Raw genomic sequence first — 21,149 nt, forward strand, 5'->3', positions numbered from 1 at the left:
AACCACGGCCAGGTGGAGATCAAGCGCTGATCCGCCCGGATCTCCCACCCACCAGTACGAGAACGGCCGTCACCGACACGCCGGTGAGCAGCAGCATCGCCGCTTGGTTGCCTGCAGCGAACGTCTCGGCGCGCACCACGTCACCGGCGAACCCGCGGAACACGGTCATCCCCACGGCCAACCCGATCGCCCCGCCGAAGTTGTGGATCGTCCAGGTCGCGCCGACCGCGAGCCCAGCCGTCCGAGGCGGCACCGACGAGAGCGCCAGCACCGCGGACGGCCCGAGCACGCCCGCCCAGCCGATCCCCATCAGCACGAACGCGACCACGACGAACCCGAGGCCCGTGTCCGTGTCGAAGCTCGACTGCGTCAACGCGGACAACGAGAACGCACCGAAGCCGGTCACGATCACAACCCGCGGGCCAACGCGGTCAACCACCCTGCCGACAAGCGGAGAGAGGACAGCGACGGTCGCGGTCGTCGGCAACATGAGCAGTCCCACCGCGAGGCCGTCGAAGCCACGCACGACGGTCAGGTACAAGGGCATCAGGAACAACGCCGTGGTGTAGAAGAACGCCAGCGCGAACTCGGCGGTGGCCGCACCGAGGAACCGTCGGTCGGCGAACAACCCGAATGGGACGAGCGGCGCGGCTACTCGTCTTTCCACCAGCACGAAGCCGGCCAACGCAACCGCCCCGGCAACGATCGACCCGAGCACCTGCCACGAAGTCCAGCCGAACGTGTCGTCGAACGTGACACCGAAGATCAACCCGGCCAGCGCGACCACGAGCAGCACGAGCCCCGGCCAGTCCAGCGCGCTGTCGTCGGTGCCGTGCGACTCGGTCAGGCAGACCGCGCAGATCGCCAGTGCCACCAGCACGAGCGGCACGTTCACCAGGAACACCCAGTGCCAGCCCAGCGTCCCGACGAGCAACCCGCCGAGCATGGGACCGGCCGCGAGCCCGATCCCGTTGATCGCGAACAGCATCCCGATCGCCCTGCCGCGCTGTGCGTGCGGGAACGCGTCGGCCACGATCGTGCTTGAACTGGTGTAGAGCACGGCGCAGGCAGTGCCCTGCACGAACCTGAACGCGGTCAGGGTTCCCACGTCGGACGCCAGCCCCGCACCCAAGGAAGACAGTCCGAAAAGTATGGTCCCGGCGTACAGCACGCGGCGGCGGCCGTACCGGTCGGACAACCTGCCCGCCGCCACCATGAACATCGACAGCGCGACGACGAAGATGTTGACCACCAACTGGGTCCGCGGCACGCTCGCGCCGAGCGACCGGCTGATGTCAGGGGCAGCCGTGTTGACGATGGTCAGGTCGACGCAGCCGAGGAAGCTGACGATGCCGACCCCGGTCAGCACCCACCACTTGCGACTCTTCTCGGTGATCACGCCGCCACTCTGGCGACGGCGGCGGCACCCGCCCAGCCCCGGTTTTTCCTACCACTGAGCGGGTGTGGCCGGCGCACGCGCGGATCGCGCATACTCGGGACCATGAGCGTCCTCGGCGAGTTCCTGCAGGCCCGGCGGGCACAGGTGCGGCCGGAGGACGTCGGGCTGTCCCCCATCGGCGAGCGGCGCCGCGTGCCCGGTCTGCGGCGGGAGGAACTCGCCCAGCTCGCCGGGATCAGCGTGTCCTACTACACCCGCCTCGAGCAGGGGCAGTCACGCGGCGCGTCCGGGCCGGTACTCGACTCGATCGCCGAGGCGCTGCGGCTCGATCGGGACGAACGCGAACACCTGCGCCGCCTTGCCTCGGCGCCCCGCCGGGCCGTGGCCGCTCGGCCCGCACCGGAACGTGTCCTGCCCGCCACGCTCGATCTGCTGGCGATGATGTCCGGCGTGCCCGCGCTCGTGCAGGGCCGCTGTGCCGATGTGCTGGCGTGGAACGCTCTCGGACACGCCCTGCTCGCCGGTCATCTCGACGCCGACGTGCGGTCCCGGCCGAACATGGCCCGGTTGGTGTTCCTCGACGCACGCACCCGGGAGCTGTACGCGGACTGGCCCCGCAAGGCCCGTGCGGTGGTCGGCAACCTCCGCCTGGCCGCCGGCCGGTATCCCGACGACGCGGCGCTGGCGGCGTTGATCGGGGAACTCTCGGTCAAGAGCCCCGATTTCGCCACGATGTGGGCCGATCACCGGATCCGTCCGTGCGACGCCGCCGACTACGAGCTGCACCACCCGGCTATCGGCCGGATCACGTTGACGCAGCAAGCGTTCGACGTCGCCCGCGCACCGGACCAGATGCTGGTCACGCTGACCGCACCACCCGGCTCCCCAGCTCGCGAGGCACTGGCCCGGCTGGTGCCCGATGAGTTTTCGCCGCGGGCGTGGTCCACCCTCCGAACCAGCTGACAGGGAGTGGTCCGAGTGGACTTGTACAGCATCGTGCCGGTGAGCGACTGCACCAGGTCTCTGCCGTGGTACGAGGTGTTCTTCGGGCGCCCGGCCGACGAGGTGATCGGCGAGGAGTACCTGTGGCAGGTCGGTGCGAACGCGTGGGTCGTCCTCGACGACCGCGAGCTGCGTGCCAAGGGCGTCGGCACGGCCATGATCACGCTCGGGGTGACCGACTTCGACGACATCATGGCCCGGCTGGCCGCCAACGACATCGCCCATGACCCGGTGGAGACCTACGGCAACGGCGTTCGCCACGTCGATGTGCCGGACCCGGACGGCAATGTGCTGTCGCTCGCGCAGGGGCCTACGCCGTAGGGAACCGGGGCGTGGGCGCCTGCGTCGTAGGCGGTGATCGAACCGACATGACGCTGGGAGGTCGAGCATGCGGGCAGCAGCATCGCTGGCCGCGGCCGGGACGCTGGGCGCCGCGCTGGCTTTCGCCCCGGCGGCGTCGGCGGAGCCGGGCGAACGGATCTCTGCCTATGACGTGGCGGTCACCATCGCCGCGAACGGCAGTGCGCACGTCACCGAGACGATCGTCTACGACTTCGGGGCCAACGACCGCCATGGCATCACCCGCAAGGTCACGGGCAAGAAGATGATCGGGAAGGCGACCGCGTCCAGCCCGGACGGCGCGCCCGCCGGGGTGACCACGACCGGCGGCGTGATCCGCGTCGGCGATCCCGCTGTCACAGTGACCGGGAAGCACACCTACGTGCTGAACTACGACGTGGCCGTCGCGGCGGAGTCGAGGGGGACCGACGCGGCGGTGTTCTGGCATGTGGTGGACGGCAGCTGGGACGTGCCGGTGGCCGCCGTCACCGGCACAATCACCGCCCCGGCGGCCGCGACTCTCGGCTCCTGCACGGTGTCCGGCACGACGCCATGCGACAGCGCCGCTTCCGCTGACGGCAACGTCGTCCGCGTCAGCCAGAAGAACCTCGTCGCACGCGACGTCGTGTTGGTGGCGGCGACGTTCCCCGCGGCAGGCCTTGCCCTGCCCACTTCGACGCGGCCGACGTCACCACCGGCCACCAGCCGCACCACCCCGGCCTCCGCCGGGTCCTCAAGCCGGACCAGCGGCTCGTCGGCCTTCGGGTGGGTGTTCGGGCTCGGCATCGTGGGCCTGCTGATCGTGCTGCTGGCCAGTGCGGGCAGGGGGCGCCGGTCAGGCGGCGGTCACCACTCCTCGTACGACAGCGGCAGCACCTGGTCGGGCAGCAGTTCCTCGGACAGCAGCAGCTCGTCCGACAGCGGCAGCTCGTCCAGTTCGTCCGGCGGAGGCAGCGGCAGCTGGTGAGCGCGGTCACACCGGACTGAGAGGACACTCTGGTTAGGGTTGATCGTGGTCGACTACGAAGAGTACCGGCGTTTTGACGCGGTCGGACTGGCCGGGCTGGTCGCGCGGGGCGAGGTCACGGCCGCCGACCTGCTCGAAGTGGCGATCGAACGCGCCGAGCAGGTCAACCCGAAGCTGAACGCGATCGTGTACCCGATGTACGAGATCGCCAGGAAACGGGCGGCAGGGCCGCTGTCGGGTCCTCTCGCCGGGGTGCCGTTCCTGCTCAAGGACCTGGGGCAGGACTACGCGGGCCTGCCGACCGGGTCGGGTTCGTGGTCGCTGCGCGGGCACGTCGCGGCCGCGCACAGCGTGACCGTCCAGCGGTGGCTGGACGCCGGGCTCGTCGTCTTCGGCAAGACCGCGACGCCGGAGTTCGGCACCAAGGCGGTGACCGAGTCGAAAGCGACCGGGCCGACCCGCAACCCGTGGAACCCCCGGCACACCCCAGGTGGGTCGTCGGGCGGCGCCGCCGCGGCCGTGGCCGCCGGTATCGTGCCCGTCGCCGGGGCGAGCGACGGCGGTGGCTCGATCCGCATCCCCGCCGCGTGTTGCGGGCTGTTCGGGCTCAAGCCCGGCCGGGGACTGCTGTCGAGCGGCCCCCGCCGCGCCGAGAGTTTCCACGGCGCGGCAACGGATGGCGTCATTTCCCGGACAGTCCGCGACACCGCGGCGATGCTGGACGTCCTGACCGCCGCGCAGGACCTCGGCGGCCCGTATCTGGCCGCGCGGCCGGACGTCTCCTTCGCCGAGCTCGCCGCTCGCGAACCAGGCAGGCTCCGGGTCGGGTACACGACGCGCTCCCCGCTCGGCACCCCGGTGGACAAGGAAGCAGTCGCGGCGGTGAGCCATGCCGCGACCGTGCTCACGCAGCTCGGCCATGACGTCGAGGAAGCCGAACCGGACATCGACGGCAGGCGGATGGCGGGTGACTTCCTCACCGGGTGGGGCGCCAACGCCGCGACGATCATCGCGGAGATCCAGCGTGAACACGGCGCCAGGCTCGAGGACTTCGAACTCGACACCCGCATGCTCGCGGCCTCGGCCTGGGCCGTCAAAGCGCCGGAGTACGTCGCCGCGCACCTTCGGTGGAACGGCTACACGCGTGCGTTGGCCGCGTTCCACGAACGCTACGACCTGTTGCTCACCCCGACGCTCGCGCGCCCGCCGGTCCGAGTCGGCGAGCTCGACACGCCACCCGCGGTCCGCGCGTTGGGGCAGACGCTGGAACGGTTGAAGCTGATCGGCGCGTTCAGCAAGACGAAGGCGTGGAACGACCAGATCATCACCAACCTCGCGCCGGTCCCCTACACCCAGCTGGCCAACATCACCGGCCGCCCGGCCATGTCGGTTCCGCTGCACCGCACCGCACAGGGGCTTCCGCTCGGGGTCCAGTTCGTCGCCGGTCTCGGCGGCGAAGGCACCCTGCTGGCACTGGCCACCCAGCTCGAAGCCGCCCACCCGTGGGCTCAGGATGAGCCGCCCTTCTGCCGGTGACGGCGTCGCGGTTGGCCCGCCCAGCGCCGTACCAGCACGGCGTCACGCGGGACCGGTCCCGGAAAACCGGCGTACAAACCGGACCATGCGCCGTCATATCACTGTTCTCGCCGCCATCGCTCTGGTCGTGTCCGGTTGCGGCAACCAAGCGCCGACTGCGCAGCCACCGGCATCCGCACCCTCGACGACCACGCCGCAAACCACCACCACCGTCCCGACCACAACCAGTGCACCACCGACAACGACAACAACAACCCCGTCGACGAACACGCGTCCGCTCGCCCCGGCGAGCTCGAACGTGAAGGACTGCTTCGACGGCGACTGCGTGCTGCTGCTGTCCAAGCCGGCGACCATCCGGCTGGACGCGAAGAAGCTGCACTACCCGTCCATGCGCGTGACGGCCATCAGCGCGGACAGCCTCACCTACCAGGTCACCTACCCCGGAGGTGGCGGCGCCACGTCGACCGTCGGGCCGGGCGGCCGCGGGGCCTTCAGTTTCCAGGGATTCCCCAAGATCGAGGTCGGCATGACCTTGGTCGACGGCAAACCCGCGCTGGTACTCCAACTCGGCGACCCCGGGTGATCACGCGGGAGGGAAGCAGGTCACCTCAACAGGCCGCGTTCCTTGGCCGTCACCACGGCCGCGGTCCGGCTGGAGACACCGAGTTTCTTGAATATCCGCAACAGGTGCGTCTTCACCGTCGCCTCGGCGACGAACAGCTCGGCCGCGATACCGGGATTGCTCATCCCCTTGGCCACCAGCCTGAGCACGCTCTGCTCCCGGGTGGACAGCGTGGTCGCCTCGGCTCCCCTGGCGCGGTAGAGGGCCGGGGCCAACGACGGCGTCAGCACCGTGGCACCACCGGCCGCCGCGCGCACGGCGTCGACCAGTTCGGTCCGGGAACTGCCTTTCAGCATGTACCCGGCGGCGCCCGCCTCGATGCAGCGCAGGATGTCGGCCGCGTCGTCGTACGTGGTCACGATGATCACCACCGTCTCCGGGGAGATCTCGCGGATGTGGCGGGTGGTGTCGGCGCCGTCCATACCGTCCATGCGCAGGTCCAGCATGACGATCTCGGGCCGGTGCAGCCGCACCAGCGCCACGGCTTCCGCACCCGACCCGGCCTCGGCGACGATCTCGATGTCCGGCTCGGTCTCCAGGGTGGCGATCAGGCCGGTGCGGACTATCGGGTGGTCGTCGGTCACGAGTACGCGGATCATGTCGTCGCCTGGTAGTAGGGAATCGTCACCGACAGGGTCGTCCCAGCCGGGTCGCTGGTGATGTCCGCCGCGCCGCCCGCCTCCACGGCGCGGGCGCGGATGCCCGGCAGGCCGTGCCCACCGGTCTGGGCGGCCGGGTCGAAGCCCGGACCATTGTCCGTCACATTCAGGTGTACCTCGTCCTCGGTCAGTTCGAGGGCCAGTTTGACCAGGTCCGCACCCTGCGCGTGCTTCGCCACGTTCGACAGCGACTCCTGCGCCGCGCGGAGCACGACCACCGCCACGCGGGTGGGCACCTCCTGGTCACGCCCTGACGTCCTGACCGCCACGTCGATGCCGTGCCGCTCGGTGAACGCGTTCGCCGCCCGGCGCAGCGCCTCCCCCAGCGAGTGTTCCTTCAACAGCGGCGGCGTCCCCGCGGCCACGAACGCACGCGCCTCCGCGAGGCCCTCGTCAGCGGCCCGGCGGGCCAGCCGCAAGTGTTCGCGGGCGTTGTCGGGCGCGCTCTCGATCTGCGCCTCGGCCGCCTGCACCAGGGTGCTGATGCTGGTCAGGCCCTGCGCCAGGGTGTCGTGGATCTCCTTGGCCAGCCGTTCGCGTTCGGCCGCCATACCCGCCTCACGGGACAACGCCGCCAGCCGCTCCCGGCTCTCGCGCAACTCCTCGATCATGTCAGCGCGTTGCCGTGACTGCCGCACGACCTGTGTGACGAACAAGCCCAGGAACATGGCCAGCGCGACGCCCATGAGCAGGAACAGCAACTGACGTGACATATCAGCCGTGACGCCGCCCCACACCAGGACCGACCACGTCACTGGCCACGCGTGCGCGACCAGCACCAACGGCATGGCCACCCGCAGTGGCATGCTCATCACCAGCAGCGGCACCACGCCGAACAGGGCGAACGTCGCGGTCAGGTCGGCGGCGACCGCCACGACGTAGCCGACCATCAGGCCGACCGCGAAACGGACCGCACGCGCCTCCTTGAGGATCGCGCGTCTGCCGAAGGCCGCGTACCAGACCACGAGCAGGGTGAGCACGCCGATGGCGACCGTACGCCCCGTCGCGGGGCTCTGCGCGATCAGCAACAGCACAAGCACCACCGCGTAGGCGACGGAGAGGTAGCCGTCCCACAGCGCGAACCAGCGGATGCGCGCCTCGGTCTGCGAACGGTTCACCCCACAGTCCTATCAGGACATGCCCGGGTCCGTTGTCCACCTACCGGTGGACACGGGATGACGACGGTCGGCTGACACCACGGCACCACGGGCGTACCTAGCGTGAGGACTCGTGAAAGAAGCAAGTCCATTCTGGATAGCCCTGATCGCGAGTGTCTCCGTCCTGGCGATCGTGCTCGCCACCGACCTTGGACACCGCGCGTTGACGAGGTGGCGGCTGGCGCGGTCGTTGCTCGCGGTCGTCATCGTGTGCGGCATCTTCGTCCGGTCGTTGCCGACTGGGGGCAACGACGTACCGCTGCAGCTCGCGGGCATCGGGGCCGGGGTGCTGGCGGGCGTCGTCGCCGCGAAGTTCCTGGTAGTGGAGCGAGCATCCGACGGCCGGGTGATGACCCGAGGCGGGTTCGGTTACGCAGCCGTGTGGGTGGTGTTGTCGGCCGCGCGTGTCGTGTTCGCGTACGGCGCCGAGCACTGGTTCGCCGAGGACATCGTCATGTTCAGCATCGAGCACGGCATCAGCGGCCAGGACACGTACGCCAACGCCTTCCTGTTCATGGCGTTGGCGATGGTGCTCGCTCGTTCCGGTGTGCTGCTTGTACGCACCCGCCGCACCACGCCCGTGGACGTGTCGGCATGAGCGTGCACAGCACCGCGCTGACCATCGCCCAGGACGTGACGCCCGGCCTGCTGCGCCCGTTCACCACTACCGTTTGAGCACCGAGCGGATCGCGTCCCTGGCCCGGTCCATGATCGCCAACGGCGGTCCGAGCAAGAGGTTCGCGGTCGCGCTCTCGACACCCGGGTGCGGCCGCGTCGGCGCGATCATCTCGGCGGCACGGACAGCACCAGCCATGGAACGCAACCTGTCCTCGTCGTGCAGCTTGCGCAGCAACGGGAACTCCTCCCGTTCCTCGTGCTCGGCATGTGCGAGCACGTCCGCCTTCAGCTCCGTGAGGAGGATGTCGAAGCCCTCCGCGTCCGGCCCCAAGTCGTGCAACGTGGACAGCAACCGCTTCGCCCGGTGCTCCTCCCCGACTCGGGCGTCCACCACGGCATCGCCGCCATCGACGTTGCGGACCTCGGGGTGCACCACCTCCTCCTCGGCGGTCTCGTGCACAGCGAGCAGCCGTACGAGGTCGTGGAACGCGTCCCGGCGTTTGTCCCCGGTCGCGCTTTCCACGACCTCGAACAACGTGCGGATCTCGACGTGCTGGCGCTCCAGCAGCGCGATGACGTTCTCGTCCTCTCGGCGGTCGGTCATGGGTCTCCTCCTACTCGGTCATCCAGTAGAGGGATTACCCGTCCTGGCCGCCATCACGCACCGACTGCCTCACATCGAGTGTGACGAACGGTCAGTACCGGGGCGGAGCCGCCGGGTAACCACCGTTGGGCGGCTGCCCCTGGGGGCCTGGGTGCTGGGACCACGGGTTCTGCTGGGGATATCCCGGCTGCGGCTGCGGATACCCCGGCTGGGCGTATCCGGGCTGCGGGTACCCCGGCTGCTGCGGGTATCCCTGCTGGGGCTGGGGCTGCCAACCGCCCGGCTGCGGATACTGCCCCTGCTGTGGTGGCATCGGCTGTGCCATGGGCTGCTGCACGGGCATCGGCTGGGACATGGGTGCGGCGGCCGGGACCTGGGTGGCAGGGGTCTGCGGAGCAGGCAACTGGGCGCCGCCCCACACCTCGGCCGGGAACGCGCGGACCAACGCGACCACGCACCGGGCGGTGTCCACGATCTCCTGCGCGGTGGTCCTCGTCATCGTGTTGACCATCGGGTACACGAGCTCGTCGCCGTGGATCGTCCAGTCGCCGAGCCGCAGGTGCTGGATCGTGCCGGTCACCTGCGGGGTGAGCAGCTGCGCGGCCAGGTTCACGTCACCGTCCGACACCACGAAGCGCTTGTTGAACTCCGGGTCGGCGGTGCGCACCTCGGTCGCGTTGCCCATGAACAGCTTGCGGGTGCTCAGCTCCAGGTACGGCAACGCCTTCGGCAGCTTGACCGTCCAGACCGTGACGACCTGGTTGGTGTCGTTGTAGACGACCGCGCTGTAGGACGTGCTCTTGGTGCGGCGCTGGTAGTCGAACGTCGTGACCTGCATCCCGTCGACCTGGCCGGTGATCAGGCCGAAGACCACCCGGCGGTCGCCACGCTCGGTGAACGGCGGGCACCCGTAGCGGCTGAGCACCTCCGGCGCGTACGGCTGGAAGTACCAGCCCTGGCTCAGCGCGAACGCCTGCCGCTCGGCGTTCTTCACGTCCTGGCGCTTCTTGAGGAATTGCCGTGGCAACACCAACGTGAACACGTTCAGCAACCCGAACACCGCGATCAGGATCACGATGAACAGAACAACGAGCATCTCGTTCCCCCAGCAGTGGTTCTTCCCTTAGCCGAGGTGACCGGCCGTGATCATCGTCGCATGCCCCGATCCGGGCCGCAGCGGTATGCCGACAACCGGCGGCACGAATGGGGCGAAAGCGACGCGGGAGGAAAACGCCGTCATCCCACGGCCGCCCGTAGCACGACCGGCGACCGGCGCGATTGAATCTCGTCGAGCCGAGAAATACGTCCCTCACCTGCCGTGCCGGACAGGACAGGAGTGCCACGGGTGCGATCCCCCGACCGATTTCGCAGGGTGGTCATCGTCGGAGCGGGCTTGGGTGGCGTCGCCACCGCCGTCCGCCTGTTGCAGTTCGCGCGAGAACCGGTGGAGGTGGTGCTGGTCGAGCAACGCCCGGAGCACCGCAACGCCGGTGTGGCCTACCACAGCGCGGGCAACCCATGGCACCACGTGTTCAACATCCAGGCGGGCCGGATGGCGATGTTCCGCGAGGACGTCGACGACTTCGTCGCGTGGGCCAACGACGAGGCCGACCGCGCGGACTGGCCCGCCGAGTGGCGGGACTTCACCTTCACCGAGCCGGGGCCCGCGCCACGCCGGATCTACGCCGACTACCTCGCTGAACGCCTCGCCGCAGCCGCTCGGGAGGCCACGGACGGCGTGCGACTGGTCGAGGTCGACGGCGAGGTCGTCGACGTGAAGGGCGAGGGCGACCTGGTGCGGGTCGTCATCGGCGACTCCCCGGACGCGGGCACCATCCTGGCCGACCACGTCGTCATCGCGACCGGCCTGCAGGAACGGGATCTGCCGTTCGCCGCCGACGTGGCGGACCACCCCGCCTTCGTCCGGCACCCCTACTCCCAGGCGGGCGTGGAACGGATCCTCGGCATCCACCCGGAAGCCGCGGTCGCGATCGTCGGCACGTTGCTCAGCGCGTACGACTCCGCCGCGCTCCTGCTGCGGCGCGGCCACACCGGCAAGATCCACATGATCTCCCGGTCCGGCATAACCCTGCGGACCTATCCCACCGACCACCAGCACCAAGTGCTCGACCTGCCGTCCCCGAAACTGCACAACGACGGCTACGAGGGCCGCGACAACATCGTGCGACTGCTGTGCGAGGAGTGGGAACGGATCTGCGCCATCGTCGAGGACGAACACCCCGACGTGGCGAAAGCCGTGGTGACCGAACGGGTTTCCAAGTCGTGGGAACCGCACCTGCCGGAAGTGCTCGCCCGCATTCCGTCGCCGGACCTGCGCGCGCTGCTGGACAGTCATTCGAGTTTGCTGGCCACGTTGCGGGTCAGCGCGGTCGCGTACACGACCGAAATCGTCCACGCGGCCATGGCCGACGGGCGGATCTCGCTCGTCACCGGGAAAGTCGACCGGATCGCGACCACGGCGACCGGCGGGTTGACGGTGTTCGTCGGCGATACCAGGGGCGACACGGGGATCGACGCGGATCTGGTGATCGCGAACTTCGGCAGGGAGCCGGACTACGAACGGGTCAGGTCCACGCTCTGGCAGAACCTCCTGCGCGCGGGAACCGCCGTGCCCCACCGGCGGACCGGCCGCGGGGTGGAGGTGGACGACCTCGGCACCCTCGTCGGGCCGACCGGCACGGCGTCCGCGCGAGTCTCCGTGGTCGGCGCGCCTCGCGAAGGCGACGAGATCGTGCGGTACGGGCGGATGGGCGCGTTCGCGTTCAACCTCGCCGCGATCAAGAACCACTCGGTCGGTGTGGCGGCGGCCGTCCTGCGCCGTCTGGAATCCTGCTACGAGGATCGACCCGTCGACCTGGCAGGCGCACCGGACAGCGCGGTCCGGCAGGCGTTCGAGCGCTCGGTCATGCTCGACGTGCACCGGATGTCCACCCGGCGACGCGCGAACCGCGAGGTCCTGGCGGCGCGGCTGGACGAAAGCCTGTCCGCCATCCGCGAGGCGATGCCCGCACCGATCGCGGACCAGGCGTTGCGGCACGCGGTGAACACGGCCGCCGTGATCAAACTCAACGACTTGTCCGTGACGCCACGCGAACTGCGCTCGGTGCTCGAACTCGATTGACGCCGACCGATACCGCGCAAGGGAGAAGATGCGTCAATGGCTGTCAGGCTGACAACCTCGGATCATGACAGCGATGGGTCTTCGGGAAATGCCAGGGGTTCTGCTCGTCGGCTCGCACCCGTCGAGCGTGCGCGGCGTCTGCAACCGCACCAGGACACCGGTCGGCGGCGGCGTCCTGGTCGTCGACGAACTCGGCCCGGAACTCTACGACGCGATCGTCACGTCGGCGGCGGTGATCTGCGCCAGGGGCGGCCGCACCGGCCACATGCAGTCCCTGTGCCGGTCACGGGGAATCCCCGTCCTGCGTGTCGAGGAGTCCGCGCTGGACGCCCTCACCGGTGAGGTCACCGTTCGGCTCGACCGGCAGTCGGTCGTCGTCGGCGAACTCGACCACGCGCCACGGGTTCTCACCGATCCCGTCGCCGGGCTCGACGCGATCGAGTCGATCTGCGTGGTGGTCACGGCCGCGTCGGACATCCGGTCGACGAACGCCCTTGTCCCCCGCGTCGAGCAGGTGGACTGCTTCTTCATCCGCGAGGAGTTCGCCTGCTACGCCGCGAGCCTGAGCCCGATCGACTCGCTCAGGGCGGGCCCCGACGAGGCCGAGCGCTACGGCCACGCCATCGCCGCGCAGCTGTGCGCGATGGCGGACGAGCTGCTTCCCGGCCAACGGCTCGTCATGCGGCTGCTCGACCTGCGGTCCGACGCCGCCGCCGAGATCACCAGCAACGTCGAACTGGCCGACGAACCCAATCCCGAAATGGGACTGCACGGCGCGCGGTGGCTGCTGGCCGAGCGCACCTATCCGCACGCTTTCCGGGCGATTCGCACCCACCTGCGGGAACGCCTCGGCGCCGGCGCCGACCGGGTCAGCTTCGCCGTACCGTTCATCAATGACCTGGACGAGTTCCTGCGATTGCGCCGGCACCTCGGACTGACCGCCGAAACGCCGCTCGGTGTCTTCGTCGAGACGCCCGCGGCCGTGCATTCCGCGGCCGAGTTCTGCGCGTCCGGGGCGAGCGAGCTGTTCGTCGGCACCAAGGACCTGATCCAGTTCTACCTCGCCGCGGACCGGGGAAACCACCTGGTCGCGTCGTCGTACCAGACCAGGCACGCGGCTGTGCTGGCCGCGTTGCGCCAGGTCGTCGCGTCGAGCGGCGAAACCGGCGTGCCCGTGCACGTGTTCGCGCTGGGCGCGGACGTGGACCACTACGCGCGACACCTTCCCGTCCACCGAATCATGATGTGCACGGCGGAACTGCGCCAACTCGCCACGAGAATCGCGGCCGACCACCGGTAACGGGATCAACGCGTCCATAGTGGACGCCGTTTCCGATAGCGTTTCGTCATAACTTTTCTTTGTGGGCATACCGACTAAAGGTGGTACCGGAGTACCGCGTCGGAGAACACGCTGGGATACGCCGGAAAAGTCCGGTGCCGGTCGCGTACAACGTGGTCGGCGCAACCCACTGGTCAGCGCGGAAACCTCGCGCCCCCTGCGAAAGTGAGTTGTCGGTATGCGCAAGATCGTCAAGGGGCGGCATTTCGCCGCCCGTTCCGCCATAACCCTGGCAGCGGGTGTCGCTGTCGCCGGTTTCGCCGCCGCACCCATGTCCGCCGCGGCCACCATCGACGGGTACTCGCCCGAGGTGGCCCAGTCCGCGATCTCCGACCTGACCGCACGGGAAGGTGTCTCGTCCGCTGAGGCAGTCCAGATCCTGCGCACACAGGAAGCAAGCGTCCGCACGCTGGACCAGCTCAACGGCGCGCTCGGCGCCCGCACCGCGGGTGGTTTCCTCGACGCCAAGGGCAAGCCGGTCGTGAACGTGCTGGACGCGGCCGCGGCCGACCAGGTCCGCGCGTCCGGTGCCGAGGCCAAGCTGGTCAAGCACTCCACCCAGGCGCTGACGTCCGCGCAGGACCTCCTGCAGTCGGTGCCCGCGGTGAAGCACACCTCGATCGGCCAGGACCCGAAGACCAACCAGGTCGTGCTGTCCGTCTCCGACGCGGCGACCGGCGGCGACATCGCCGCGCTGCTGCGCACCGCCGACCAGCTCGGCGACAAGGTGCGGGTCGAGCGGGTCACCGGTGAGATGCGGCTGGCCATCTACAACGGCGAGGCCATCACCGGCGGCGGAACGCGCTGCTCGGTCGGGTTCAACACCAACAAGGGCGGCCAGAACTACATCGTCGACGCCGGGCACTGCACCCGAGCGGTGAGGCAGTGGAACGTGGGCCCGTCGGAGGGCGCCAGCTTCCCGACCAACGACTACGGCCTGATCCGCAACACCTCCAGCAGCGCTCCCGGTGCGGTGACCTTGTGGAACGGCTCGACCCAGCCGATCAGCTCGCACGCCGCGGCCACGGTCGGCCAGCGGATCCAGAAGAGCGGCAGCACCACGCGGCTCACCGCGGGCAGCGTGCAGCGGCTGAACGTCACCGTGAACTACTCCGAGGGCTCGGTGCACCAGCTGATCCAGACCAACGCGCTGGCCAACCCCGGTGACTCGGGTGGTTGCCTGTTCGCGGGCAGCGTCGGCCTGGGCATCACCTCCGGCAAGGGCAGCGGAACCTCGTACTACCAGCCGGTCGGCGAGGCGCTGAGCGCGTACGGTGTGACGCTCAACAGCTGAACCCGATGACACACACGCGGCAGGATCGGGATGTCACGCCCGGTCCTGCCGTTTGTGCGATCCGCACAGCGCGTGCGGCGACGTTCAGCCGCGCGCCCACCCACCAGGTGGACGTCGATAACACGGCGAATCCTGCCTACCGTCGAACCATGCCGACCACGAGCCGCAGGGTGTTATCCGCATGTGTACTAGCGACGACCATGTTCTCGCTCACCAGCGTCCCGGCATCCGCCGACCCCATCACCAAGGAGTACCACGGTTCCGGGTACAGCGACTGGGGATTCGCCATCCACTACGCCAGGGCTCAGGCGTCGCAGCGGGCTAGGGCCGACGGTTTCGAGTACGAGCAGTGCGTCGAGACCGAGACGGTGATCAAGATGTTCGAAGCGCACGTCACCTGGGAGTGCACGCGCGACGCGTGACCTAGTACGCGCGTCCGAAATGGACACGCTTGCCGTACGCCGACGGCGCCGAGCACCGGACGCAGGCGCCCGATTCCCCGGCGGCTTCGAGCGGCACGCACCGCGGGGTCGCGGCCGTCTCGGCCTTGATGTCGTCCTCGCACTCGGACCGGCCACAGTGGAACGCGCGGGCCCAGCCACCGGCGACCGCACCACGGAAGTCGTCGAACGAGTCCACGGCGACCGTGCGGCTCTCCCGGAACTCGACCGCGCGGTCGAACAGCCACTGCTGGAACTCGTCGAGCACGCCCGGCAGCGCGGCGGCCACGGCTGCCAGCGGCATCGTCTGCTTGCCGTCACCACCCAGGCGTTTGACGAGCGTCACACTGTCGGCTTCGAGGTCGCGCCTGCCGATCTCCAGCCTGATCGGCACACCCCGCATCTCCCAGTCGTTGAACTTGAAACCGGGTGAGAGCTGGGTCCGGTCGTCGACACGCACGCGCACGCCGGTCGCCTTGATCTCCGCGGCGAGCTTCCGCGCGGCTGCCGTGGTTTCCTCCGCCTGCTCACCCCGGCCGATCGGAACGATCACCACCTGGACGGGCGCCACCTTCGGCGGGAACACCAGGCCCTTGTCGTCGCCGTGGGCCATGATCACAGCACCGATCATGCGCGTGGTCATCCCCCATGACGTGGTGTGGCACAACTGCTGCTCGTCGGCGGCGTCGGTGTACCGGATGTCGAACGCACGCGCGAAGTTCACGCCGAGGTAGTGCGAGGTTCCCGCCTGCAGCGCCTTCCCGTCGCGCATCATGGCCTCGATGGTGTACGTGCGGACCGCGCCCGCGAACCGCTCACCCGGGGTCTTCTCGCCACGCACGACCGGGATGGCGGTGATCTCCTCGGCGAGACCGGCGTACGCGTCGAGCATCGTCAGGGTTTCGCGCATCGCCTCGTCCTCGTCGGCGTGCGCGGTGTGGCCTTCCTGCCACAGGAACTCGGTCGTGCGCAGGAAAAGGCGCGGCCGCATCTCCCAGCGGACCACGTTCGCCCACTGGTTGAGCAGCAGCGGCAGGTCGCGGTGCGACTTGATCCACTTCGCCATCATCTCGCCGACGATCGTCTCCGAGGTGGGGCGTACCACGAGCGGTTCTTCGAGCTGTTTGCCGCCCGCGTGCGTGACCACGGCGAGCTCCGGCGAGAACCCCTCGACGTGCTCGGCCTCCCTGCTCAGGTAGGACTCCGGGATCAGCAGCGGGAAGTACGCGTTCTCGTGCCCGGTTTCCTTGATCCGCGCGTCCAGATCGGACTGGATCAGTTCCCACACGCGGTAACCGTACGGCCGGATGACCATGGTCCCCCGCGCTGGGCCGCGCTCGACCAACTCGGCTTTCACCACCAGTTCGTTGAACCATGCGGAGAAGTCCTCACTCTGCGGGGTAACACCTCGGTCGTCTCGTGCCATGGACGACGAGGCTACCGACGTGGCCGGGAACGGCCACCGAATTACACCCCTTGGCGAGACGGCCGTGATTGCTCTATTGTCCTAGGTAACTAGAACACTTTTCGGGAGGCCGCGGTGGAGTTCCGAATCGACCGCGGTAGCGGCGTGCCGCCGTACATGCAGGTCGTCCGGCAGGTGCGGGAAGCGCTGCGCCTCGATTGGCTCAAGCCGGGCGACCGCCTGCCGACCGTGCGCGACATGGTCAAGTCGTGCGGGGTGAATGCCAACACCGTGCTGAAGGCGTACCGCGAACTCGAACTGTCCGGTCTGGTGGAGGCACGCCAGGGGTCCGGCACGTTCATCCGGGCGGCGCTGGGTTCCGCGCCCCCGGAGGCGATGGAACAGCTGCGGAAACGCCTGCACGAATGGGTCGGCGAAGCCCGCGCCTCGGGACTGGACAACGAGGACATCGACGCTCTGGTACGCACGGTCCTCAACGACAAGGGGGAACAGCGGTGACAACCATCGCGGAGAAGGGGTTCATCCAGCGTGTCGACGGCCTCGGCAAGCGGTACGGCGACACATGGGCTCTGCGGGAGTGCACGTTCGCGCTGAAGCCGGGCCAGGTCACCGCGCTCGTCGGCGCGAACGGCGCGGGGAAGTCCACTTTGCTCACCATCCTCGCGGGGCTGTTGCCGCCCGACGCGGGGAAGGTCGACACCGCGGGCAGAGTGGCGTTCGTCGCGCAGGACAAGCCGCTGTACAAGAACTTCACCGCGGCCGAGATGTTCCGGCTGGCACGCAACCTGAACGCGGTGTGGGAACAGGACCGCGCCGAGCGGTGGCTGCGGACGTTCGGGGTGCGGGCGGATCGCCCGTGCGGCAGGCTGTCCGGCGGCCAGCAGGCGCACGTCGCACTGGCGATGGCCGTCGCCGCCCGGCCGGACCTGCTCCTGCTCGACGAGCCCTTGTCCAATCTGGACCCGCTGGTGCGGCGTGAGGTGACCGCGGAGCTGCTGGCCGACTCGGCGGAGTCCGGCATGGCGATCATGCTGTCCACCCACGTGATCACCGAAGTCAGTGGGGTCGCGGAGAACCTGATCCTGCTGGCGGGCGGGAAACTGCTGCTCAGCGGCGAGACGGACGATTTGTTGGCCAAACACGTGTTCCACGTGGGGCCTGGCTCCGAGGTACTGGTGGGCGACAACCGCCCACCACCCGACGGCTGGATCACGCGACCGGCCACCCTGGAGGACATCGTCCTGTCGAACCTGGCAAGCGCACGCGACGGAGGTGCGGCATGATCTGGATCGTCTGGCGGCAGCACCGAACGGCCATCGTCTCCACCGCCGTTCTCGCGGTCGCGATCATCGTGTTCCTGATCGCGTTCGGCAACGGCTTCTTCTACCGCGGCGGCTGGTACTTGGACTACGTACCGCTCGACCCGGCATGGAAGCTCGCCCCCAGTGCCTTGGGGTTGGCAGTCGCGGTGTTCTGGGCGGCACCGCTGATCGGCCGGGAGTACGAGCAGCGCACGTACCTCGTCGCGTGGGGCCAGGATGTCAGTCTCCACCGGTGGCTGGTGAGAAAAGTCCTCCTGCTCGCGGCGGCGGCCGTGGCGCTTTCGGTGATCGTCGGCGTCATCGCGGGCGGCTTGGTCGACCAGCACACGCCGAGCCGGTTCAGTTTCGCGGCGTTCGAGGCCGATCCCGCCATCCAGGCTGCGCACACGCTTTTCGGGTTCGCAGTGGGGCTCGCGTTCAGCGCGCTGCTTCGACGGACACTGCTCGCCATGGGCGCGACGCTGGTCGTGGTCTTGGCGGCCCACGGCCTGTACGTCGTAAAGCTGCGCGAGCGGATCATCCCCCGAAGCACTCGTTCCGCACATGGGAAGAATCCGGTGACCCGTATCAACGACAGATCCCAGACGGTGCGTGGCATGTCGACAGCGGGTATGCCAACGCGGCGGGCGAACCGATCTCGATCACCTCTACGGAGGCGTCGCAATGCGGGCGGGCCGGTTCCTCGGCCGCCCAGACCGAGTGCCTGAAGGGCAAGGGCGTCGCCGGGCACTACGCCGACTACCAGCCCTACGGCCGATTGCCCTGGTTGTACGTGATCGAGATCGGCATCTTCGCCGGGCTCGCCGCGATCCTGTTCACCCTCGTGTTCCGCTGGGCGGCCAAGGTGTCGTCGAACCGGCCCCGACCAGCCCGTACGGCGGTGTGGCGGAAAACCGCTTCACTGTCCACTGGGGTTTGACTACACTCACGACGAACAACGCGACGAGTCGAGAGGAGACAGGCCATGCGAACCCGCACGGTCGCTGTCGCTCCTCGCTCGCGTTACGAGGTGATCCTGATGTCTTCGTCCCTCCGGTGCCGGCTGCGCGGCCGTCCCCGGAACGCCTGACGAAGACCCGATCAACCGCGCCTTCCACACCGTTATGCCCGGCTCGCGCGCGCTTTTGCCGCGCCCGCCGGGATTTCGGTGTGCCCCGAAGGTGCCCCGCTTCGTCCGGTGAATCGCGCTGCCATGTTCTCTTGCCAGAACCCCGAAAGGGCCATGTGCCGTGCGTACCGTCCACCTGTCCATCGACCACGTCCGCAACCTGGGCATCCTCGCTCACGTCGACGCGGGCAAAACCACCGTCACCGAACGGATCCTCTATGCCACGGGTACCACGCACAAACGCGGTGAGGTGCACGACGGCACGACCGTCACGGACTTCGACTCCCAGGAACGCGACCGCGGCATCACCATCTTCGCCGCGGCTGCCAGCTGCGAGTGGAACGACCACCGGATCAACCTGATCGACACGCCCGGCCACGTCGACTTCGCCGACGAGGTGGAACGTTCGCTGCGCGTGCTCGACGGCGCCATTGTGGTCTTCGACGCCGTCGCCGGTGTCGAGCCGCAGAGCGAATCGGTGTGGCGGCAAGCGGATCGGCACGGCGTGCCCAGGATCGCGTTCGTCAACAAGCTGGACCGCGCGGGCGCCGACCTCGACACGGCTGTCGAGTCGATCCGGGCGCGGCTGCACCCGGTGCCGCTCGTGGTGCAGCTGCCGATCGGCACGGAAGGCGGTTTCACCGGAGTGATCGACCTGCTGCGCATGCGGTCCTTGACCTGGCCGGACGGCGAAACGGTCGAAGTGGGCCCGGTTCCGGACGCCCTGCTCGACGAGGCACGGCGTCGCCGCCGGTCGATCGAGGAAACCGTGGCCGAGCTGCATCCGTTGGCACTGGAGGAGTTCTGCGCCGAGTCGACGGTGTCCGCGCCGACGCTGGTGTCGGCGTTGCGCGAGCTGACCCGTACCGGGGACGCCCTGGTCGTGCTGGCGGGTTCGGCGTACCGCAACCGCGGAATCGAACCGCTGCTGGACGCTGTCGTGGACTACCTGCCGTCGCCGCTGGATGTTCCCGCGGTGCGCGGCACGCGGGACGACGAAGTGCAGGAACGCGAAGCCGATCCGTCGGCGCCGTTCGCCGCTTTGGTGTTCAAGGTGGTCTCGACGACGACCGGCCGGTTGACGTTCCTGCGGGTGTACTCCGGCACAGTCCGAAAAGGAGAGGTGGTGCACGATGCCGTCGCGGGGCGCAACGAACGGGTCTCGCGGATCCTGCGCGTGCAGGCCGACCGGCACACCGAGGCCGACCACGCGGTGGCCGGGGACATCGTCGCGGTGGTGGGGATGAAATCCGCCCGCGTCGGCGCGACGCTGTGCGTGCCTTCGGATCCGCTCGTCCTCGAACCGCCACCGGTGGCCGATCCCGTCGTCACCGTCGCGGTGGAAGCACGCCGCAGTGCCGACACCGACCGGTTGTCCTCGGCGTTGGCCTGGCTGGTCGAGGAGGACCCGTCGCTGGTGGTGCGCAACGACTCCCAGACCGGCCAGACAGTGCTGTCGGGCATGGGTGAGCTGCACCTGGAGGTCGCGGTGGAGAAGATCCGCCGCCAGCACGGGCTCGAGATCAGCGCGGGCCGTCCGAGGGTGTCCTACCGGGAGACGGTCGTGCGTGGCGTGTCCGGGCTGCTTTACCGGCACGTCAAGCAGGCCGGTGGCCCCGGTCAGTTCGCGCACGTCGTGCTCGACGTCGAACCCCTGGAAGGGAGCACGGAGTTCGAGTTCGCCTCGACCGTTGTCAGCGGACGAGTGCCGCGCGAGTACATCCGTGCCGTCGAGATGGGCTGCCGGGACGCGCTGTCCGAGGGTCCGCTCGCCGGGCATCCGGTGACGGGGCTGAAGGTCACGTTGACCGACGGCGCCACCCATCCGAACGACTCGTCGGAGATGGCGTTCCGCGCGGCGGGTCGGCTCGGCCTGCGTGAGGCGCTGCGGTCCTGCGTGATGGAACTGCTGGAACCAGTGGTGGAGGTCGCTGTGACGGTGCCGGACGAGGCCGTCGGCGGTGTGCTCGGTGACCTGTCGGCGCGCCGTGGCCGTGTGTCGGGTTCGGCGACACGGTCCGGCACGTCGATGATCACCGCGGTCGTGCCGTTGGCGGAGTTGTTCGGCTACTCGAACGCGCTGCGCAGCCGTACCCACGGCCGTGGCACGTTCACCTCGCGGCCGACCGGCTACGCCAGCGTCCAGCGGTAGCCAGTGCGTTGGCCCCGCCCGGC

At 69.1% G+C, this 21,149-nt stretch carries 21 protein-coding genes; 15 read left to right on the forward strand and 6 right to left on the reverse strand.

Annotated elements, in window-relative coordinates:
* Window positions 1–19: 19 nt before the first annotated feature.
* A complete protein-coding gene (locus ALI144C_RS41520; protein WP_076992680.1) occupies window positions 20–1,399 on the reverse strand; it encodes an MFS transporter in 1,380 nt (459 codons plus the stop codon).
* 102 nt (window positions 1,400–1,501) lie between these two features.
* Between ALI144C_RS41520 and ALI144C_RS41525 the strand changes: the two genes are divergently transcribed.
* The 5 genes from ALI144C_RS41525 (at window position 1,502) to ALI144C_RS54965 (ending at window position 5,826) form a co-directional block, all read left to right on the forward strand.
* The gene (locus ALI144C_RS41525) at window positions 1,502–2,362 is read left to right on the forward strand and encodes a helix-turn-helix domain-containing protein (RefSeq protein ID WP_076992681.1); all 861 of its coding nucleotides are present in this window, start codon (window positions 1,502–1,504) and stop codon (window positions 2,360–2,362) included.
* Between the two features lie 15 nt (window positions 2,363–2,377).
* Window positions 2,378–2,722 carry a VOC family protein gene (locus ALI144C_RS41530; protein WP_076992682.1) on the forward strand — a complete coding sequence of 115 codons (345 nt, stop codon included), beginning with the start codon at window positions 2,378–2,380 and terminating at the stop codon, window positions 2,720–2,722.
* A gap of 67 nt (window positions 2,723–2,789) precedes the next feature.
* Window positions 2,790–3,707 carry a DUF2207 domain-containing protein gene (locus ALI144C_RS41535; protein ID WP_076992683.1) on the forward strand — a complete coding sequence of 306 codons (918 nt, stop codon included), beginning with the start codon at window positions 2,790–2,792 and terminating at the stop codon, window positions 3,705–3,707.
* A 39-nt stretch (window positions 3,708–3,746) separates the two neighbouring features.
* Window positions 3,747–5,243, forward strand: a complete 1,497-nt coding sequence (locus tag ALI144C_RS41540; protein WP_143231166.1) for an amidase — start codon at window positions 3,747–3,749, stop codon at window positions 5,241–5,243.
* Between the two features lie 85 nt (window positions 5,244–5,328).
* Entirely contained in the window at window positions 5,329–5,826 is a 498-nt protein-coding gene (locus tag ALI144C_RS54965; RefSeq protein ID WP_143231167.1) for a hypothetical protein, read from the forward strand.
* Between the two features lie 20 nt (window positions 5,827–5,846).
* On the opposite strand, the gene ALI144C_RS41555 is transcribed toward ALI144C_RS54965, so the two are convergent.
* Complete coding sequence (locus ALI144C_RS41555; protein WP_076992686.1) at window positions 5,847–6,464, reverse strand: response regulator; 618 nt, start codon at window positions 6,462–6,464, stop codon at window positions 5,847–5,849.
* Entirely contained in the window at window positions 6,461–7,642 is a 1,182-nt protein-coding gene (locus ALI144C_RS41560; RefSeq protein ID WP_076992687.1) for a sensor histidine kinase, read from the reverse strand. Before ALI144C_RS41560 ends, ALI144C_RS41555 begins: the two co-directional genes overlap by 4 nt.
* 112 nt (window positions 7,643–7,754) lie before the next feature.
* On the opposite strand from ALI144C_RS41560, the gene ALI144C_RS41565 reads away from it, so the two are divergent.
* Entirely contained in the window at window positions 7,755–8,279 is a 525-nt protein-coding gene (locus ALI144C_RS41565; RefSeq protein WP_076992688.1) for a hypothetical protein, read from the forward strand.
* 66 nt (window positions 8,280–8,345) lie between these two features.
* Here the strand turns inward: ALI144C_RS41565 and ALI144C_RS41570 are convergent, their stop codons facing one another.
* Together ALI144C_RS41570 and ALI144C_RS41575 are read right to left on the reverse strand one after the other, a co-directional pair.
* Window positions 8,346–8,903, reverse strand: coding sequence for a hemerythrin domain-containing protein (locus ALI144C_RS41570; RefSeq protein WP_076992689.1), 558 nt, complete (start codon window positions 8,901–8,903; stop codon window positions 8,346–8,348).
* 91 nt (window positions 8,904–8,994) lie between these two features.
* Entirely contained in the window at window positions 8,995–9,999 is a 1,005-nt protein-coding gene (locus ALI144C_RS41575) for a hypothetical protein (protein ID WP_076992690.1), read from the reverse strand.
* Window positions 10,000–10,248: 249 nt separating this feature from the next.
* Here ALI144C_RS41575 and ALI144C_RS41580 point away from each other — a divergent pair, with 249 nt between their 5' ends.
* From ALI144C_RS41580 to ALI144C_RS41595, 4 genes are all read left to right on the forward strand, one after another.
* Window positions 10,249–12,045, forward strand: a complete 1,797-nt coding sequence (locus tag ALI144C_RS41580) for an FAD/NAD(P)-binding protein (protein ID WP_076992691.1) — start codon at window positions 10,249–10,251, stop codon at window positions 12,043–12,045.
* A 64-nt stretch (window positions 12,046–12,109) separates the two neighbouring features.
* Window positions 12,110–13,345: a putative PEP-binding protein gene (locus ALI144C_RS41585; RefSeq protein WP_076992692.1), complete on the forward strand. Its 1,236-nt coding sequence runs from the start codon at window positions 12,110–12,112 to the stop codon at window positions 13,343–13,345.
* Between the two features lie 217 nt (window positions 13,346–13,562).
* Window positions 13,563–14,678, forward strand: a complete 1,116-nt coding sequence (locus ALI144C_RS41590; RefSeq protein WP_076992693.1) for a S1 family peptidase — start codon at window positions 13,563–13,565, stop codon at window positions 14,676–14,678.
* Window positions 14,679–14,827: 149 nt separating this feature from the next.
* Window positions 14,828–15,100 carry a hypothetical protein gene (locus ALI144C_RS41595; protein ID WP_143231168.1) on the forward strand — a complete coding sequence of 91 codons (273 nt, stop codon included), beginning with the start codon at window positions 14,828–14,830 and terminating at the stop codon, window positions 15,098–15,100.
* A gap of 1 nt (window position 15,101) precedes the next feature.
* Here the strand turns inward: ALI144C_RS41595 and proS are convergent, their stop codons facing one another.
* Window positions 15,102–16,544, reverse strand: coding sequence for a proline--tRNA ligase (gene proS, locus ALI144C_RS41600; RefSeq protein WP_076992695.1), 1,443 nt, complete (start codon window positions 16,542–16,544; stop codon window positions 15,102–15,104).
* Window positions 16,545–16,700: 156 nt separating this feature from the next.
* Here proS and ALI144C_RS41605 point away from each other — a divergent pair, with 156 nt between their 5' ends.
* The 5 genes from ALI144C_RS41605 to fusA all read left to right on the forward strand — a co-directional run bounded on the left by ALI144C_RS41605 (window position 16,701) and on the right by fusA (window position 21,126).
* Window positions 16,701–17,042 carry a GntR family transcriptional regulator gene (locus tag ALI144C_RS41605; RefSeq protein WP_076992852.1) on the forward strand — a complete coding sequence of 114 codons (342 nt, stop codon included), beginning with the start codon at window positions 16,701–16,703 and terminating at the stop codon, window positions 17,040–17,042.
* Entirely contained in the window at window positions 17,039–17,827 is a 789-nt protein-coding gene (locus ALI144C_RS41610; RefSeq protein ID WP_237774565.1) for an ATP-binding cassette domain-containing protein, read from the forward strand. The genes ALI144C_RS41605 and ALI144C_RS41610 overlap by 4 nt, the downstream gene beginning before the upstream one ends.
* Complete coding sequence (locus ALI144C_RS41615; RefSeq protein ID WP_076992696.1) at window positions 17,824–18,573, forward strand: hypothetical protein; 750 nt, start codon at window positions 17,824–17,826, stop codon at window positions 18,571–18,573. Before ALI144C_RS41610 ends, ALI144C_RS41615 begins: the two co-directional genes overlap by 4 nt.
* Before the next feature lie 65 nt (window positions 18,574–18,638).
* Window positions 18,639–18,785 (forward strand): hypothetical protein, encoded by a 147-nt coding sequence (locus ALI144C_RS56000; RefSeq protein WP_168211484.1) that lies wholly within the window; start codon window positions 18,639–18,641, stop codon window positions 18,783–18,785.
* A gap of 310 nt (window positions 18,786–19,095) precedes the next feature.
* Complete coding sequence (gene fusA, locus ALI144C_RS41620) at window positions 19,096–21,126, forward strand: elongation factor G (protein WP_076992697.1); 2,031 nt, start codon at window positions 19,096–19,098, stop codon at window positions 21,124–21,126.
* The last annotated feature ends 23 nt before the right edge of the window (window positions 21,127–21,149 follow it).

This window comes from Actinosynnema sp. ALI-1.44, from assembly GCF_001984155.1.
Lineage (GTDB): Bacteria > Actinomycetota > Actinomycetes > Mycobacteriales > Pseudonocardiaceae > Kibdelosporangium.

Excerpts from the sequence above, each read along its gene's own strand:
- ALI144C_RS41525 (WP_076992681.1), top strand. The coding sequence starts at position 1,502 with ATGAGCGTCCTCGGCGAGTTCCTGCAGGCCCGGCGGGCACAGGTGCGG.
- ALI144C_RS41535 (WP_076992683.1), top strand. The coding sequence starts at position 2,790 with ATGCGGGCAGCAGCATCGCTGGCCGCGGCCGGGACGCTGGGCGCCGCG.
- ALI144C_RS54965 (WP_143231167.1), top strand. The coding sequence starts at position 5,329 with ATGCGCCGTCATATCACTGTTCTCGCCGCCATCGCTCTGGTCGTGTCC.
- ALI144C_RS41555 (WP_076992686.1), bottom strand. The coding sequence starts at position 6,464 with ATGATCCGCGTACTCGTGACCGACGACCACCCGATAGTCCGCACCGGC.
- ALI144C_RS41570 (WP_076992689.1), bottom strand. The coding sequence starts at position 8,903 with ATGACCGACCGCCGAGAGGACGAGAACGTCATCGCGCTGCTGGAGCGC.
- ALI144C_RS41575 (WP_076992690.1), bottom strand. The coding sequence starts at position 9,999 with ATGCTCGTTGTTCTGTTCATCGTGATCCTGATCGCGGTGTTCGGGTTG.
- ALI144C_RS41585 (WP_076992692.1), top strand. The coding sequence starts at position 12,110 with ATGACAGCGATGGGTCTTCGGGAAATGCCAGGGGTTCTGCTCGTCGGC.
- ALI144C_RS41590 (WP_076992693.1), top strand. The coding sequence starts at position 13,563 with ATGCGCAAGATCGTCAAGGGGCGGCATTTCGCCGCCCGTTCCGCCATA.
- ALI144C_RS41595 (WP_143231168.1), top strand. The coding sequence starts at position 14,828 with ATGCCGACCACGAGCCGCAGGGTGTTATCCGCATGTGTACTAGCGACG.
- proS (WP_076992695.1), bottom strand. The coding sequence starts at position 16,544 with ATGGCACGAGACGACCGAGGTGTTACCCCGCAGAGTGAGGACTTCTCC.
- ALI144C_RS41605 (WP_076992852.1), top strand. The coding sequence starts at position 16,701 with ATGCAGGTCGTCCGGCAGGTGCGGGAAGCGCTGCGCCTCGATTGGCTC.
- ALI144C_RS41615 (WP_076992696.1), top strand. The coding sequence starts at position 17,824 with ATGATCTGGATCGTCTGGCGGCAGCACCGAACGGCCATCGTCTCCACC.